This is a genomic window from Bradyrhizobium sp. AC87j1 (genome assembly GCF_002936975.1).
GTDB classification, from domain to species: Bacteria; Pseudomonadota; Alphaproteobacteria; order Rhizobiales; family Xanthobacteraceae; genus Bradyrhizobium; species Bradyrhizobium shewense.
This window is the reverse complement of the sequence record NZ_PTFE01000019.1, coordinates 84,102-99,603: the sequence shown is the minus strand read 5'-3', so window position 1 is coordinate 99,603 and position 15,502 is coordinate 84,102. Positions and strand designations below refer to the sequence as shown.

The 15,502-nt window shown below is 66.1% G+C and carries 15 protein-coding genes; 10 read left to right on the top strand and 5 right to left on the bottom strand.

Annotated features, from left to right (window positions below):
- Positions 1–211: 211 nt before the first annotated feature.
- The gene (locus CV770_RS13020; RefSeq protein ID WP_104462615.1) at positions 212–850 is read right to left on the bottom strand and encodes a class I SAM-dependent methyltransferase; all 639 of its coding nucleotides are present in this window, start codon (positions 848–850) and stop codon (positions 212–214) included.
- 81 nt (positions 851–931) lie between these two features.
- Positions 932–2,113 carry a tRNA 2-thiouridine(34) synthase MnmA gene (gene mnmA / locus CV770_RS13015; RefSeq protein WP_104462614.1) on the bottom strand — a complete coding sequence of 394 codons (1,182 nt, stop codon included), beginning with the start codon at positions 2,111–2,113 and terminating at the stop codon, positions 932–934.
- A 346-nt stretch (positions 2,114–2,459) separates the two neighbouring features.
- Between mnmA and CV770_RS13010 the strand changes: the two genes are divergently transcribed.
- The 10 genes from CV770_RS13010 to CV770_RS12965 all read left to right on the top strand — a co-directional run bounded on the left by CV770_RS13010 (position 2,460) and on the right by CV770_RS12965 (position 13,674).
- On the top strand, positions 2,460–4,088 hold the full coding sequence (locus CV770_RS13010; RefSeq protein WP_104462613.1) for a flagellar hook-length control protein FliK: 1,629 nt from the start codon (positions 2,460–2,462) through the stop codon (positions 4,086–4,088).
- 13 nt (positions 4,089–4,101) lie between these two features.
- Positions 4,102–4,809, top strand: a complete 708-nt coding sequence (locus tag CV770_RS13005; RefSeq protein ID WP_091956520.1) for a flagellar hook assembly protein FlgD — start codon at positions 4,102–4,104, stop codon at positions 4,807–4,809.
- Positions 4,810–5,201: 392 nt separating this feature from the next.
- Complete coding sequence (sciP, locus tag CV770_RS13000) at positions 5,202–5,477, top strand: CtrA inhibitor SciP (protein WP_002714638.1); 276 nt, start codon at positions 5,202–5,204, stop codon at positions 5,475–5,477.
- A 192-nt stretch (positions 5,478–5,669) separates the two neighbouring features.
- The gene (gene fliF / locus CV770_RS12995) at positions 5,670–7,280 is read left to right on the top strand and encodes a flagellar basal-body MS-ring/collar protein FliF (protein WP_091956519.1); all 1,611 of its coding nucleotides are present in this window, start codon (positions 5,670–5,672) and stop codon (positions 7,278–7,280) included.
- 47 nt (positions 7,281–7,327) lie between these two features.
- On the top strand, positions 7,328–8,419 hold the full coding sequence (fliG, locus tag CV770_RS12990; RefSeq protein ID WP_091956518.1) for a flagellar motor switch protein FliG: 1,092 nt from the start codon (positions 7,328–7,330) through the stop codon (positions 8,417–8,419).
- Positions 8,419–9,042 carry a FliH/SctL family protein gene (locus tag CV770_RS12985; protein ID WP_091956517.1) on the top strand — a complete coding sequence of 208 codons (624 nt, stop codon included), beginning with the start codon at positions 8,419–8,421 and terminating at the stop codon, positions 9,040–9,042. Before fliG ends, CV770_RS12985 begins: the two co-directional genes overlap by 1 nt.
- A 3-nt stretch (positions 9,043–9,045) precedes the next feature.
- Positions 9,046–9,396 (top strand): flagellar motor switch protein FliN, encoded by a 351-nt coding sequence (gene fliN, locus CV770_RS12980; RefSeq protein WP_018318401.1) that lies wholly within the window; start codon positions 9,046–9,048, stop codon positions 9,394–9,396.
- Between the two features lie 33 nt (positions 9,397–9,429).
- Entirely contained in the window at positions 9,430–10,815 is a 1,386-nt protein-coding gene (flbD, locus tag CV770_RS12975) for a sigma-54-dependent transcriptional regulator FlbD (RefSeq protein ID WP_104462612.1), read from the top strand.
- Between the two features lie 264 nt (positions 10,816–11,079).
- Positions 11,080–12,330, top strand: coding sequence for a vanadium-dependent haloperoxidase (locus CV770_RS12970; RefSeq protein ID WP_104462611.1), 1,251 nt, complete (start codon positions 11,080–11,082; stop codon positions 12,328–12,330).
- 195 nt (positions 12,331–12,525) lie between these two features.
- A complete protein-coding gene (locus CV770_RS12965) occupies positions 12,526–13,674 on the top strand; it encodes a M20 family metallopeptidase (RefSeq protein WP_104462610.1) in 1,149 nt (382 codons plus the stop codon).
- A gap of 114 nt (positions 13,675–13,788) precedes the next feature.
- Here CV770_RS12965 and CV770_RS42555 read toward each other — a convergent pair whose 3' ends face one another.
- The 3 genes from CV770_RS42555 to CV770_RS12955 form a co-directional block, all read right to left on the bottom strand.
- Positions 13,789–13,947 carry a hypothetical protein gene (locus tag CV770_RS42555; RefSeq protein ID WP_165637304.1) on the bottom strand — a complete coding sequence of 53 codons (159 nt, stop codon included), beginning with the start codon at positions 13,945–13,947 and terminating at the stop codon, positions 13,789–13,791.
- Between the two features lie 96 nt (positions 13,948–14,043).
- The gene (locus tag CV770_RS12960; RefSeq protein WP_091956513.1) at positions 14,044–14,625 is read right to left on the bottom strand and encodes a flavin reductase family protein; all 582 of its coding nucleotides are present in this window, start codon (positions 14,623–14,625) and stop codon (positions 14,044–14,046) included.
- 32 nt (positions 14,626–14,657) lie between these two features.
- Entirely contained in the window at positions 14,658–15,500 is an 843-nt protein-coding gene (locus CV770_RS12955) for an ATP-binding cassette domain-containing protein (protein WP_104462609.1), read from the bottom strand.
- Between the last annotated feature and the right edge of the window lie 2 nt (positions 15,501–15,502).

The window sequence follows — 15,502 nt, the reverse complement described above, 5'->3', positions numbered from 1 at the left end:
GTGATCGGGGGAACGATTGAGCAAGCGCCTCGTCCGTCGAGACGACCGCTTCTCGGTCACGTCAGGATGAGGCTCAACCAGTGTAGCTGCTACCGCGCACTCCGCCCTCATGCTGAGGCCCCGCCAAAGGCGGGCGTCTCGAAGGATGTGCCGCGGGAAGCTGCTCTCGAATGCGATCGCACTGAGCGACACACGGCCGCAGCGGTCGCGATTATGACTTTACGTAGCGGATCAGCGAGAAATGGCCCATCGGCGGCATCGGCCTCCGCTCGGCGAGCGTGACGCCGCCGTGCCTGGCGGCCCAGCCCTCGAGGCGGGCCCACGGGAATTCCGGGCGCCAGCCGAGGCGGCGGGCGACGGGCGCGAAGGCTAGCTCGAACAGTTTGCGCGGGCCAGTTTCGGCGCCGATGTGGTTGACGAGGATCAGCTCGCCGCCGGGCTTGAGCACGCGCACGAACTCGTCGAGCGTGCCTTCGGGATCGGGCACGGCGGTGATGACATATTGCGCCACCACCGCGTCGAAGAAGTTTTCGGGGAAGGCGAGGTTTTTCGCATCCATCACCGAGAGCACCTCGACATTGGAAAGGCGTAGCGCACGCACGCGCGCCTGCGCCTTGCGCAGCATCGGCTCGGAGATGTCGACGCCGCAGATTTTCGTGGTGCGCGAATAGTCCGACAGCGAGAGGCCGGTGCCGACGCCGACGTCGAGGATGCGGCCGCCGATGCGGTCGGCCTCCGCGATGGTCGACTGCCGTCCGGCGTCGAACACCTTGCCGAACACGAGATCATAGACCGGCGCCCAGCGGCCATAGGCCTTCTCGACCCCGGCCCGCGAGATGTCTGCTGCCATGCCCCCTGCCCTTACTTCACCTCTCCCCACGGGGAGAGGTGAACCCAGCCCAACCGGTCGTGCCTGATGTCATCATCTCGCTCAGCCGCGCGCGGCTTCCACCAGCGGCCTTGCCATGTCGCTCGCGACTTTCGCGGCGGCGCTTTGAATAAAGCCGCCGCCGAGGACGCGCGCCTGCCCACTGGGCGCGTCGTAGAACACGCAGGCCTGGCCGGGCGAGACGCCCTCCTCGCCGGCGACGAGCTCAACCTCGTAATGACCATCGCTGCCGCGCAGCCATGCCGGCTGCGGCGCGCGGGTCGAACGCACGCGCACGAACAATTCGAGGCCGGCGCCGATGGCGCGGTCGATGTCGCCGCCGCCGATCCAGTTGACGTCGCGCAAGGAGATGCGGTGCATCTTCAGCGCATCGCGGGGGCCGACGACGACGCGGCGGGTGGCGGCCTCCAACCGCACCACGAACAGCGGCGCGTGAGCCGCGATGCCGAGGCCGCGGCGCTGGCCGACGGTGAAATTGGCGATGCCATTGTGCCGGCCGAGCACGCGTCCATCGAGATCGACGATGTCGCCGGGGTCCATCGCATTCGGACGCAGGCGCGTGATGATGTCGGTGTAGCGGCCCGTCGGCACGAAGCAGATGTCCTGGCTGTCGTGCTTGTCGGCGACGCTGAGGCCAAAGCGGCGCGCGAGTTCGCGCGTCTCGGGCTTGGTCATGTCGCCGAGCGGGAAGCGCAGGAAGTCGAGCTGCTCCTGCGTGGTCGCAAACAGGAAATAGCTCTGGTCGCGGTCGGCATCGGCGGCGCAGACCAGCGCGCGCGAGCCGTCTTCGCGGCGGCGCGAGGCGACGTAATGGCCGGTGGCGAGCGCCTGCGCGCCGAGCTCGCGCGCGGTCTTCAGGAGGTCGCGGAATTTGACGCTGCGGTTGCACTCGATGCACGGCACCGGCGTCTCGCCGAGCGCGTAGCTGTCGGCGAAATTGTCGATGACGGACTCGCGAAAACGATCCTCGTAGTCGAGCACGTAATGGGGAATGCCGAGCTTTGCCGCGACGTCGCGGGCGTCGTGGATATCCTGGCCGGCGCAGCAGGCGCCCTTGCGGTGGGTCGCCGCGCCATGGTCGTAGAGCTGCAGCGTGATGCCGACGACGTCGTAGCCTTCCGCCTTCAAGAGCGCAGCCGTCGTCGACGAATCGACGCCGCCCGACATGGCGACGACGACCCTGGTGTCCTCAGGACGGCCTTCGAGATCCAGACTGTTGAGCATGGGCCTTAAGGGTTGTGACGGCGGCGTGCGGCGATCCGCGATTTCATGCTTCTCGCGGGACGTCGTCGATCCCCGGGAACTTTAGTTCCCGCAAGGCACGACTGCCCGGTCGAAAGCGGCTGAGAGTAACCTCTTTAATATAGGCGGCGTTCCGGTGAAGCAATCACGGGGGCGGCCAGCTTAGGGCAATTCTTGCCGGGGAGGCAGAAATGGCGGGGTCGCAGCGGGCCCTGCGGCGACGGGCTCGAATCTATAAGATATTGATTTTGCTATAAAAATATACCAGGAAGGGCACTGGCCCGCTCCTTGCTCCCCTGATGCCGAAGATGTTTCCAAGGGGTCGCCTGTGGTCAGTCGTACGTCAGATGTCGTGGCCAGCGTGCAAGTTTCCAGCGCGCAGCAAAAGCCTGCGCGGTCGCAGAGCACCAGGGAGCCGTCCGCGAACGACTCCTTCGGGTCGCTGGTCGACAGCAACACCCAGGCGATCAACACCAATGCGGCCTCGCAGGCCCAGGATAGCGCGCCGCGGCGGAACGATTCGTCCTCCGCGGACAAGGGCCCGCGCGACACCTCGTCCACGGATCAATCCTCGCAGAGCAGGGCGAGCGACGACACCGACACATCCGCGCCCGCCAGGAACGACAAGACGGACGACAAGGCAAACGACACGACCACGGATGCGGCCAAGGACGCCGGCACGGCCAAGGACAAGGTCAAGGACAAGTCCGAGGCGTCAGACGCCAAATCGGCCGATGCATCCGAGAAGACCAAGGACGACCAGACCGAGGGCACCGACACGCTCACCGCCGCCGTCGATGCCGCAGCAACGGCGCCGGCCGACGCGGCACAGGCCATGCCCGATCCGAACGCGATCGTGGTTGCCGCGCCGGTCGTCCCGGCCGATCCCAACGCGGCTGCGAACCAGGCCGCCACCGCCTCGCCGCTGACGATCGCCGCCGCCGGCATCGCCGCCAGCGCTTCGACCGCGGCGCAGATCGCGGGCACCAAGACCGACACCGCCACGCCCGCCGACAAGAGCGCCAAGACCGCCGGCGCCAAGGTCGATGCCGACACCACCGCGACGCTGGCCGATGCCGCGACCGGAGCAACCGACGGGGCCACGACCGACGCCAAGGCGAACGGCGGGCTGATCCCCGTCAACCAGGGCACGCCGAAGACCTCGTTCCAGGCCGCCGTCGTCACCGCGCAAGGACAGTCCGACGTCTCCAATATCGGCCAGGACGCCGGCGCGGCGAACGCCGCCCCGACGCAAGCGCCGGGCGCTGCGACCGCCAATGCCGCCGCGCATGCGCAAAGCGCCAAGCCGCAGGCAGATGGCAGCGCGACCGAGGCGAAGCCCGGCGCAGCGGACCGTACGCCCGACGCGATCCCGGCCGCACCGGCCGCCCAGGCCCATGCCAATGCGCAGGCCGCTTTCAACACCGCCGACACCAGCGCGCAGGCCGCCTCCGCGATGCAGGCGCCGCTGACCAACACGAACTCGACTTCGACCGCGACGCTGACCGCGACCGCGGCCAGTGCGACGGCGGTGCCGATCAACGGCGTGCCGATTGAGATCGCGGCCGCCATCCGCTCCGGCAAGTCCCGCTTCGACATCAGCCTCGACCCGGCCGAGCTCGGCCGCATCGACGTCCGCATCAATGTCGACCGCAACGGCAACGTCACCTCGCATCTCACGGTGGAGAAGCCGGAGACGCTGCAGATGCTGCGCCAGGACGCGTCGCAATTGCAGCGTGCGCTCGACGATGCCGGCCTCAAGTCCGGCAGCAACGGGCTGTCCTTCAGCCTGCGCGACCAGAATTCGTCGGGCCAGAACTCCGGCCAGAACAACGACAATGGCGGCAATGCCCGCCGGCTGATCATCAGCGAGGACGACACCGCTGCTGCCGCACCCGCCGGGCGCGGCTATGGCCGCATGTACGGGCCGAGCAGCGGCGTCGACATCAGAGTGTAAAGGAGTATCCGACATGACCACCACGACTGGCGCTACCGCTCCTGCTGTCGTCTCCGGGACGACCGACCTCCCGAAATCCTCCTCGTCGAACTCGCTGAGCTCGACCACGGGATCGACGCTCGCCGGCAACTTCCAGACCTTCCTGACGCTGCTGACCACGCAGCTGCAGAACCAGAACCCGCTGGATCCGCTCGACACCAACCAGTTCACACAGCAGCTGGTGCAGTTCGCCGGCGTCGAGCAGCAGCTCAAGACCAACGATGCGCTGTCGCAGCTCGTCACCCTGCAGCAGACCACGCAGGCGACCCAGGCGCTGGGCTTCGTCGGCAAGACCGCCCTGGTCGACGGCTCGACCGCGTCCATGACCAAGTCGACAGCCACCTGGCATCTCAACGTGCCGACCGACTCCACCGTCGACATCACCGTCGCCAATGCCAGCGGCCAGACCGTGTTCACCGGCAAATATACCGCCGCCGCCGGCACCGACATTCCCTTCACCTGGAACGGCATGGGCAATGACGGCACGCAATGGCCCGACGGCAAGTATACGATCACGGCGACGGGCAAGGACGTGGCGAACAACAATGTCGGCATCGCCGCCCAGGTGCAGGGCGTCGTGTCGTCGGTCGACCTGACCCAGTCGCCGCCCCTGCTCACCATCGACGGCGCCAGCTACACCCTGAGCCAGGTGAAGAGCATCATCGCCACCAGCAGCAATTAAAGGGGCGCGCCGCGCTCACCACGTACAGGTGTCATCCCCGCCTAGTGCGCCATTGCGCACCGGGGGCGGGGATCCATAGCCACAGCAAGTCGTTTTCGCCTGAGGTCGTAACCCCGAGGCCTCGTCAAGCTACTTCCTGGGGTATGGGTCCTCGCGCTGTGCCCGCCCCCGGGACGACGGCTAGAGAGCCCGCTGCGGCTCCATTCCTTAGTAAAGTATTTACGAAGACCCCCTCGACCGGCCCGGATTCCACCGTTCCGCCGGCCGACACGGCGCCGTTCCAGCCATTTTCAACGAGAATTGTATTGAAGCCTTAGGCTTAGCGGATTTTTAAGCCGCCGGGCGTAGGGTTACGGGCGTGAGTTCAGTGGTTGAGAGTTTGTGAGTACGCCATGACAGAACCCCATCGCCCGAGGGTAAAATACGTCATCGGGCCGGACGGCAGTCCGTTGACGATCGCGGATCTGCCTGCACCCGGCACCAAACGCTGGGTCATCCGCCGCAAGGCCGAAGTCGTCGCCGCCGTCCGTGGTGGACTTCTCTCGCTCGAGGAGGCCTGTAGCCGTTATACCCTAACGGTCGACGAATTCCTCTCCTGGCAGTTTTCCATCGACCAGCATGGTCTGGCGGGTCTTCGCACCACCCGCATCCAGCAATATCGCCAGTAGGCGATCCGGAAATCTGCGGCTTTTGACGAAAATCGGCCTCGCCCAGCGAGGCCGATTTTTTTCATATCCGCCCTTTGCGCGACTTTTGTCCGACCTCTTAACCTTCGTTAACCATATCGAAACCATCACCTAGGCAATAATTGCCCAGTCGGCCTTTCCGGTGAAAGCGGCCGAATCTGTTGGGGCGGTTGCTTGCAAGGTCTTGCGGACTTTTTGAAGAGTATCGGCGCCGCCCGGTTCGGGGCGATGATCGCGGTCACCGCCGCGCTCGTCGGCTTTTTCGCGTTCGTCATCATGCGCGTCACCACGCCGCAGATGACGACGCTGTTCACCGACCTCAGCGTCGAGGATTCCTCCGGCATTATCAAAGACCTGGAGCGTCAGGGCATCCAGTTCGAGATCCGCAACGAGGGCAGCATCATCATGGTGCCCAAGGACAAGGTCACGCGCCTGCGGATGAAGCTCGCCGAGGGCGGCCTGCCCAAGGGCGGTGGCGTCGGCTACGAGGTGTTCGACAAGTCGGACGCGCTCGGCACCACCTCCTTCGTCCAGAACATCAATCACCTCCGCGCGCTGGAAGGCGAGCTCGCCCGCACCATCCGCGCCATCGACCGCATCCAGGCCGCCCGCGTCCATCTGGTGCTGCCCGAGCGCCCACTGTTTGCGCGCGAGGCGCCGGAGCCGTCGGCCTCGATCGTGGTCCGCGTCCGCGGCTCGCTGGAAGCCCAGCAGATCCGCGCCATCCGCCACCTCGTCGCCTCCGCCGTCAACGGGTTGAAGCCGCAGCGGGTCTCGATCGTCGACGAGGCCGGCCAGCTGCTCGCCGACGGCGCCGCCACCGATCCGGAGCAGGCGGTCGGCGACGAGCGCCGCATCTCCTTCGAGAAGCGGATGCGCAAGCAGGTCGAGGACATCGTCTCCTCCGTGGTCGGCTCGGGCCGCGCCCGCGTCCAGCTCTCCGCCGATTTCGACTTCAACAAGATCACCCAGACCTCGGACAAGTTCGACCCCGAGGGCCGCGTGCTGCGCTCGAGCCAGACCCGCGAAGAGCAGAGCATGACCGCCGACAACAACGGCCAGGTCACCGTCAACAACGAGCTGCCCGGCAACCAGCAGAACAACGGCGTCGCGGCCAAGGACCAGAGCAAGAAGTCCGAAGAGACCAACAATTACGAGATCTCCCGCACCACCAAGACCGAAGTGACCGAGGCCGGCCGGGTCAACCGCATCTCGGTCGCGGTGCTGGTCGACGGCATCTACTCCAAGAACGACAAGGGCGAGCTGGCCTATCAGGACCGCACCAAGGAGCAGCTCGACCGCATCGCCACGCTGGTGCGCTCGGCGATCGGCTTCGACCAGAAGCGCGGCGACCAGGTCGAGGTCGTCAATCTGCGCTTTGCGGATGCGCCCTCCACTGCCCCGATCGGCGAGCCCGGCGGCTTCCTCGGCATGCTCCAGTTCACCAAAGACGACGTCATGTACTTCGTCGAGCTCGGCGTGATGATGCTGCTCGGCCTGATCGTGCTGTTCCTGGTGATCCGCCCGCTGGTCAAGCGCATCCTGGCCTCCGACGAAGTCGCCGCCGCCATCTCCGGCGTGCTCGCCGGCCCGGCGGCCTCGGAAGAGACCGCGCCGGCCGGCCAGGCACTGCTGCCGAGCGGCGCCGCCAGCGCGATCGACGTCGCCACCATCCAGGGCCAGGTCCACGCCCAGTCCGTTCATCGCGTCGGCGAACTCGCCGAGCGCAACCCCAACGAAACCGTCGCCATCATCCGCCAGTGGCTGACCGAACCAACCAAGTAATCCACACCAAGTGATCCCTCGCCAAGTGAATCAAGAAGTGATCTGACATGGCCGCCAGTCTGCAAAACGCCAACTCGAACGACATCACCAGCGTCATTTCCACGCTCGGCCAGCGTGCCGGCACCCGCGCGGGCGCGCCGGTCGAAACGGTGTCGGGGCCGAAGCGCGCCGCGATCCTGATGCTGGCGCTCGGCGAGCAATATGGCGGCAAGATCTGGGGACTGCTCGACGACGACGAGGTGCGTCAGCTCTCGCTGGAGATGTCGACGCTCGGCACCGTCGAGGTCGACACCGTCGAGGACATGCTGCTCGAATTCGTCTCGCGCATGTCGGCATCAGGCGCGCTGATGGGCAATTTCGACGCCACCGAGCGGCTGCTGCAGCAATATCTGGCACCCGAGCGCGTCAACGGCATCATGGACGAGATCCGCGGTCCTGCGGGGCGCAACATGTGGGAGAAGCTCTCCAACGTGCAGGAAGAAGTTCTCGCCAACTATCTCAAGAACGAATACCCGCAGACCATCGCGGTGGTGCTGTCGAAGCTGAAGCCGGAGCATGCCGCGCGCGTGCTCGGCATCTTCCCCGAGGAGCTTGCGCTCGATGTCGTCAACCGCATGCTGAAGATGGAGGCGGTGCAGAAGGAGGTGATCGAGAGCGTGGAGAAGACCCTGCGCACCGAATTCATGTCCAACCTGTCCCAGACCCGGCGCCGCGACGCCCACGAGGTGATGGCGGAAATCTTCAACAATTTCGACCGCCAGACCGAGACCCGCTTCATCACCTCGCTGGAAGAGGACAACCGCGAATCGGCCGAGCGCATCAAGGCGCTGATGTTCACCTTCGACGACCTCGTGAAGCTGGATTCCGGCTCGGCCCAGACGTTGATGCGCAACGTCGACAAGGACAAGCTCGGCGTCGCGCTCAAGAGCGCCAACGAGGACGTCCGCAACTTCTTCTTCGGCAACATGTCCTCGCGCGCCGCCAAGATGCTCCAGGACGACATGGCGGCGATGGGCCCGGTGCGGCTGCGCGACGTCGACGAGGCCCAGGCGCTGCTGGTCAACCTCGCCAAGGATCTCGCCGCCAAGGGCGAGATCATGCTGACCAAGAACCGCGCCGACGACGAGCTGGTGTATTGATGGGCGCTCCGGCAAAATTCCTGTTCGATACCGACTTCGCGGCGCCCGAGCGGACGACGCGCGAGAAGGCCGCGACCGCTGCGGAGATCGCCCAGAAGGTCGCCGAAGCCGAGGCGCGCGCCTATCAGGACGGCTTTGCCGCTGGCCAGCAGGAGGCCAAAGCCGAGAGCGACCGCCGCGTCGCGCTTGCCATGGAAGAGATCAACATCGGCATCCGCGGTATCGCATCCGGCATCGGCAACATCGAATCCAAGATGGAAACCGAGGCGGTCGACGTCGCGGTGGCGGTCGCGCGCAAGCTGTGCGCCGACCTGGTCGCCGCCGAGCCGCTCGGCGAGATCGTCGCGCTGGTCAAGGACTGCTTCTCGCATCTGGTCGCGACGCCGCATCTGGTGGTCCGCATCAACGACGCGCTCTACGACAGCGCATGCGAGAAGATCGAGCGGCTCGCCAAGCAGAGCGGCTTCGAAGGACGGCTGGTGATCCTGGCCGAGCCGGAGATTGCGACCGGCGACTGCCGGATCGAATGGGCCGATGGCGGCGTCGTGCTAGAGCGCGGCGCCATCGCGGCCAAGATCGACGAGATGGTTGGACGCTATGTCGCGTCCCGCAGGGGGAGCTAAGCCATGAGCGACACCGACGGACAGGTCCCGCTGCCCGATCTCAACGGCCCGATGCCGCCCACCGGCACGGACGTCGGCTACAACGAGGACGAATACGCGGCGCGTGCCGCCGCCGACCTCGAGGCGGTGTTCGACGTTCCCGTGCAGGTCTCGGCCGTGCTCGGCCGCTCGAAGATGGACGTCAGCGAGCTGTTGAAGCTCGGACCCGGCACCGTGCTCGAGCTCGACCGCCGCGTCGGCGAGGCCATCGACATCTACGTCAACAACAAGCTGGTCGCCCGCGGCGAAGTCGTCCTGGTCGAGGACAAGCTCGGCGTGACCATGACCGAAATCATCAAGACCGAACGCAGCTGATAGCGCGCGCGGCCAGACGGACAGGAGACTGACATGCGGCTTCTCATCGTTGGCACATTGAAGGGCCAGCTCACCACTGCCACCAAGATCGCGATGGACAACGGCGCCACCGTGACCCATGCCGAGGACCACGAGCAGGCCATGCGCGTGCTGCGCGGCGGCAAGGGCGCCGACCTCCTGCTGGTCGACGTCGCCCTCGACATCCGCGACCTCGTGATGCGGCTCGAGGCCGAGCACATCCACGCCCCGATCGTCGCCTGCGGCATCACCAACGACGCCCGCGCCGCGGTCGCCGCGATCCACGCCGGCGCCAAGGAATACATCCCGCTGCCGCCGGAGCCGGAGCTGATCGCCGCCGTGCTGGCCGCGGTCGCCAACGATTCCCGCGAGCTGGTCTATCGCGACGAGGCGATGGCGAAGGTGATCAAGCTGGCGCAGCAGATCGCCGGCTCCGACGCTTCGGTGATGGTCACCGGCGAGTCCGGAACGGGCAAGGAAGTGCTGGCCCGCTACGTCCACACCCGCTCGGCCCGCGCCAAGCGCCCCTTCATCTCGATCAACTGCGCCGCGATCCCCGAGCATCTCCTGGAATCCGAGCTGTTCGGCCACGAGAAGGGCGCCTTCACCGGCGCGGTTGCGCGCCGCATCGGCAAGTTCGAGGAGGCGACCGGAGGCACGCTGCTGCTCGACGAAATCTCCGAGATGGACGTCCGCCTGCAATCCAAGCTCTTGCGCGCCATCCAGGAGCGCGTGATCGACCGCGTCGGCGGCACCAAGCCCGTGCCGGTCGACATCCGCATCATCGCGACCTCGAACCGCAACCTCGCGGAAGCGGTGCGCGAAGGCACGTTCCGCGAGGACCTCCTGTTCCGCCTCAACGTCGTGAACCTGAAGATCCCGCCACTGCGCGAACGCCCCGCCGACATTCTGGAGCTCGCCCAGCATTTCGTGAAGAAATATGCCGAGGCCAACGGCGTGCCGATGCGCCCGATTTCGGCGGACGCGCGCCGCGTGCTTTCCAGCAACCGCTGGCAGGGCAACGTCCGCGAGCTCGAGAACACCATACACCGCGCGGTGCTGATGGCGCAGGGCGACGAGATCGGCCCCGATGCCATCATCACCCCGGACGGCGACCGCCTCGACCTCGCCAAGACCGCGCCGGCGGTGGCGCACGCCACGATGGCCGCTGAGCAGGTGACGCGCGCTCTGGTCGGCCGCACGGTTGCGGACGTCGAGCGCGACCTGATCCTGGAGACGCTGAAGCATTGCCTCGGCAACCGGACCCATGCCGCCAACATCCTGGGCATCTCGATCCGCACGCTGCGCAACAAGCTCAACGAATATTCCGACGGCGGCATCCCGATCACCCCGGCGGGAGCGCCGGGCGAGTATCCACGGATGCCGATGATAGGAGCGTAAGGGCTTCTGACAAGATTGAGGATGCGATGCCCGGGTCAGCCCCGGGCATTTTCTTTGCGGAGTAAGGGTTGGTGCTATGCTGGCGCCGTCCCGGCCGCGTGCGCAACTGCGTAAGAGGCCGGACGACGCCGGGAGGTACGGCGCGTGAAGCAGTTCACAATCAACACGCCGCGACATCGCTAGAGTCCCGGGGCCGCTTGCCAGGATGCCGGCGAGGGGCCGCATCCGCGTTTTGCGAACCTCCTTCAACCGAAAGGGCACGCCATGAAATGCACTTCGTGGACGATTTCCCGCTTATCGCTGATTGCAACGCTGATCGCAGCCACGGCGCCGCTCGCACGCGCCGACGTGATCATGGACTGGAACGCAAAGGCCGACGCGATCGCCGCCGAGAAGCAAATTCTTCCGGCGCCGCACAGCCGTGTCCTGTCCATGATGCACGTTGCGATGTTCGAGGCTGTCAACGCGATCGACCGCCGCTACGCGCCCTACAAGCTCGCGTTGTCCGCGGAGCGTTCGACCTCGCGGGAAGCCGCAGCGGCGGCTGCGGCTCACGATGTGCTGCTGTCGATCTATCCGGATATCAAACCCGATCTGGATTCGGCGCTGACGAGCTCTCTGGCGCCGATTGCCGAGGGCGAGTCCAAGATCGCCGGCATCGCGCTCGGGAAGGACGCCGCGGTGCAGATCATCCAGCTTCGCGCCAACGACGGCAGCAACGCTCCGGAGTCCTACCGCCCCCTCACCACAGCGGGCGTCTATGCTCCAACCGCCGTTCCGTTGTTCCAGACCACGGGCGCGACGACGCCCTGGGTCATGGCGTCGGGATCGCAATTCCGTCCCGGACCGCCACCGGCGCTCGATTCAGAGGTCTGGACCAAGGACGTCAACGAAATCCGCGAGGTCGGCGGCCGCGGCAGCCTGACCCGGACGCCTGAGCAAACGACGATCGGCCGCTTCTGGTTCTTCGTCGGCGCCCGTACCTACAATCCCATCGTCAGGCAGGCGGCATTGGCCAAGGGAATGGATCTCGTCGACTGCGCCCGCCTGTTCGCCTTGACGTCGATGACCGGCAACGATGCCATCGTCGCCGTGTTCGAGGCCAAGTATCACTACAATTTCTGGCGTCCGATCACGGCCATACGCAACGCCGATCTAACCTCGAATGCCGCGACGCCTCGCGATCCGTCCTGGCTGCCGCTCGGGGACACGCCAATGCATCCGGAATATCCCTGCGCGCACTGCATCGTCTCGGCCGCGATTTCGACCGTGCTCCAGACTGTCGTCGGAGATTTCGGCGAGTTCTCCCTGACCAGCCCGACGGCACCGGGGGTCACACGCAGATGGTCGCGGCTGCAGGACTATAGCGAGGAAGTCGCCAGTGCCCGCATCTACGCCGGCTTCCACTACCGGTTCTCGACCGAGGTCGGCAAGGACATGGGCCGAAAGATAGGTGCCCTGGTCGTCGCGACGCAGCTTCGCGGTGCCGAGGCGAAGGCCGAGCCAAGCCGGTAGTCCTGCCTGTTTGAACGCCGCAGCCCGCATGAGCGGAGCGACATGCGGGACGGCTCGCCAGCTTCCCCGGATATCGCTTCGCTCATCCGGGCTACGGGAGCTACCGAACCGAACACATGGCCGCACCGCATCCAGCGACTAGGCCGCCCCTGCGCAAGGTCCTATAACCCCGCGTGAGAACACGCGAGGAACCACATGTCTCAAGCTCAAATCACGGACTGGCTGGCATCGCAGCGGCAGGCGATGATCGATCTGCTGCGCGATGTCGTGAACATCGATTCCGGATCCTATGACAAGGAAGGCGTCGATGCGGTCGGTGCGCGGTTCGAGCGGCATTTTGCCGAGCACGGCATTCCGTTCCGGCGCGAGGCCAATGCCACGTTCGGCGACGCCATCCATGCCGACGTCGCAAAACCCGGCAGCAACGAGAAGCCGGTGCTGTTGATGGGACATCGCGACACCGTGTTCGGCAAGGGCGAGGCGGAGCGGCGCCCGTTCACGGTCAAGGACGGCCGCGCCTATGGGCCTGGCGTCGCCGACATGAAGTCCGGCGTCGTGATGAACATCTTCGTGGCCACCGCTTTCCACAAATTCGGCGGCAACCCGCATCCGATCAAGTTGCTGATCACTTCGGACGAGGAGATCGGCTCGCCCTCCTCCCGGCCCGTGATCGAGCGCGAAGGCCGCACCGCCCGCGCCGTGTTCAATTCCGAGCCGGGCCGCCCCACCGGCAACATCGTGACGGGGCGCAAGGGCGGCATCTTCATGCATCTCGCTATCACCGGCAAAGCCGCGCATTCCGGCGCCAATTTCGCCGCGGGCATCAGCGCGATCGGCGAACTCGCGCACAAGATCGTGCAGATCCACGCGCTCACGGATCTCGACAAGGGCATCACGCTCAATGTCGGCCTGGTCTCGGGCGGACAGTCCGTCAACACCACGGCGCCTTACGCCGAGGGCCAGATCGACCTGCGCTACGTCGATCCGGCCGATCGTGCGAGGGTGATGGAAGCGATCGAGACCATCGTCGCGAAATCTTTCGTGCCGGGCACGAGTGCGACGCTGACGATCAAGGGCGAGTTCGTGCCGGTGGTGCAGAGCGCGGATTCAAAGGCGCTGTTCGAAGGCTATCAGGCCGCAGCAAAGCAGGTCGGCCTCACCACGCTCCAGGGCGAATTCTCCGGCGGCTGCGCCGATTCCGGCTTCACCGCCGCGGTGGGAACGCCGACCATCTGCGGCCTCGGGCCGGTTGGCGGCCTCGCGCACACGCCGGAGGAATATCTGGAGATCGACAGCATCGTGCCGCGCGCGCAGGCGCTGGCGCTGGCGATTTTGCGGGGGTGATGAAGGTGCCGTAGGGTGGGCAAAGGCGCACTTGCGCCGTGCCCACGATTTATCTGCGCTGGATGGAAGTCGTGGGCACGCTTCGCTTTGCCCACCCTACGGACCTCCCGAGCCTCACGAATAACTCGGCGCGTCCGGCTTGCGGAAGATGTGGATGGGATCGCCGGGGATGATCACGGGCTGGCCTGAGTACATCGCGTAGGCGTAGAGCGCGAGATAGGCGATCGCCAGCGCGCCGATGGCATAGAACGCGAAGGTCGCGACGCGCTTCATCGATCCACTCCATTGCCGTCCCGAAACGGGAGGCTCAGGCGCTTCTAGAGCGATGAGGGGGAAAAGGCCAGCCTTCCGGCCCGCCTGCCCGCGCGATCAAAGGCCGCGCCGGCCGTGCGCGGGAACGCTCACTTCTGCAAGCCGCGCGACGTCCTCGTCCTGGTCGACCGCCACATACTGGCCGTGCCAATAGGCCAGCGCTGCGGTCCGCGTCGAGCTCCTGATGCCCCTGACACGGCCGATGACGATGCCGTGCGAATGCCGCTCCACGATCTCCTCGACCTCGCAATCGAAGGCCGACAGCGCGCCGACGAGCAGCGGAACGCCCGAGACCGCCGTCACCCATTTGGCGCCTTTGAAACGGTCAGCGCCCTTCAGCCCGCCCTTGCCGGCAAAGCGTTCGGCGACATCGAGCTGGTCGGCATTGAGGATGTTCACACCGAAGGCGCTGTGCCGCCGGATCAAGGGGAAAGACGAGGCATCACGATTGATGCTGACCAGCAGCGTCGGCGGCTCGACCGACAGCGAGGTCACCGAGGTCACCGTCATGCCGGTGACGTCCTTGCCGCGCCCGGCGGTGATGACGCTGACGCCGCCGGTGAGGTGGCGCATGGCGCCGCGGAAATCGGCGGACGAGACGGGGATTTCAGTCATGAGATCGCGGGGCACTACATTCATGGCATGGTTCCCGAGGCGGGGTTCCCTTGTATTTAGGTACGATCGTCCGCCGACAACAGGTGACTCAAGATCGAGCCTTCCAGACCCGCAAGCTCGGCCGAGCCGCGCTGGCGCGGCCGGCCTGCCTGAACCACGACATCATGGGCGATGCGGCCCTCTTCGATCACCAGCACCCGATCCGCCAGCGCCACGGCTTCGGCGACGTCATGGGTGACCAAAATCGCGGTAAAGCCCTGGTCGCGCCAGACGCGCTCCAGAAGACGCTGCATCGAGATCCGGGTCAGCGCATCCAGCGCACCGAGCGGCTCGTCGAAGGCCAGCACGCGCGGGCGCGAGACCAGCGCCCGGCCCAGCGCGACGCGCTGCTTCTGTCCGCCCGACAGCACCGAGGGCCATTGGTCGCGCTTGTCGGCAAGGCCGACCTCGCTCAAGGCCTTCTCGGCGCGTGCATGCGCATCGGTGGAGGCGCGATCGCGGCCGAGACCGACCTCGACATTGCCCAGCACGCGGGCCCAGGGCAACAGCCGCGGCTCCTGGAACATCACGCGGATGTCCTCGGGCTGGATGCCTTTTGGCTGAATGTCCCGGCCGAAGCTGATGCTGCCGGCGTCGATCTTGTCGAGGCCCGCGATCAAGCGCAGCAGCGTGCTCTTGCCGCAACCGCTTTTTCCCACGATGGCGACGAACTGGCCGGCGGGAATGTGCAAATCGATGCCGCGCAGCACTTCGTTGCTACCGAAGGATTTGCGCAAGCCCCGGATGCTGAGCGGCAGCCCGCTGCTCTGCGCCTCGCGCACGATTCGGGCGTGAGGCGCAAAATTGGCGCGGCTGGCGAGCTCGGTTTCCGGAAGGGAGCTACGAACGGCTGTCTGCATGT

Excerpts from the sequence above, each read along its gene's own strand:
- CV770_RS13020 (WP_104462615.1), bottom strand. The coding sequence starts at position 850 with ATGGCAGCAGACATCTCGCGGGCCGGGGTCGAGAAGGCCTATGGCCGC.
- mnmA (WP_104462614.1), bottom strand. The coding sequence starts at position 2,113 with ATGCTCAACAGTCTGGATCTCGAAGGCCGTCCTGAGGACACCAGGGTC.
- CV770_RS13005 (WP_091956520.1), top strand. The coding sequence starts at position 4,102 with ATGACCACCACGACTGGCGCTACCGCTCCTGCTGTCGTCTCCGGGACG.
- sciP (WP_002714638.1), top strand. The coding sequence starts at position 5,202 with ATGACAGAACCCCATCGCCCGAGGGTAAAATACGTCATCGGGCCGGAC.
- fliG (WP_091956518.1), top strand. The coding sequence starts at position 7,328 with ATGGCCGCCAGTCTGCAAAACGCCAACTCGAACGACATCACCAGCGTC.
- CV770_RS12985 (WP_091956517.1), top strand. The coding sequence starts at position 8,419 with ATGGGCGCTCCGGCAAAATTCCTGTTCGATACCGACTTCGCGGCGCCC.
- fliN (WP_018318401.1), top strand. The coding sequence starts at position 9,046 with ATGAGCGACACCGACGGACAGGTCCCGCTGCCCGATCTCAACGGCCCG.
- flbD (WP_104462612.1), top strand. The coding sequence starts at position 9,430 with ATGCGGCTTCTCATCGTTGGCACATTGAAGGGCCAGCTCACCACTGCC.
- CV770_RS12970 (WP_104462611.1), top strand. The coding sequence starts at position 11,080 with ATGAAATGCACTTCGTGGACGATTTCCCGCTTATCGCTGATTGCAACG.
- CV770_RS12965 (WP_104462610.1), top strand. The coding sequence starts at position 12,526 with ATGTCTCAAGCTCAAATCACGGACTGGCTGGCATCGCAGCGGCAGGCG.
- CV770_RS42555 (WP_165637304.1), bottom strand. The coding sequence starts at position 13,947 with ATGAAGCGCGTCGCGACCTTCGCGTTCTATGCCATCGGCGCGCTGGCG.
- CV770_RS12960 (WP_091956513.1), bottom strand. The coding sequence starts at position 14,625 with ATGAATGTAGTGCCCCGCGATCTCATGACTGAAATCCCCGTCTCGTCC.
- CV770_RS12955 (WP_104462609.1), bottom strand. The coding sequence starts at position 15,500 with ATGCAGACAGCCGTTCGTAGCTCCCTTCCGGAAACCGAGCTCGCCAGC.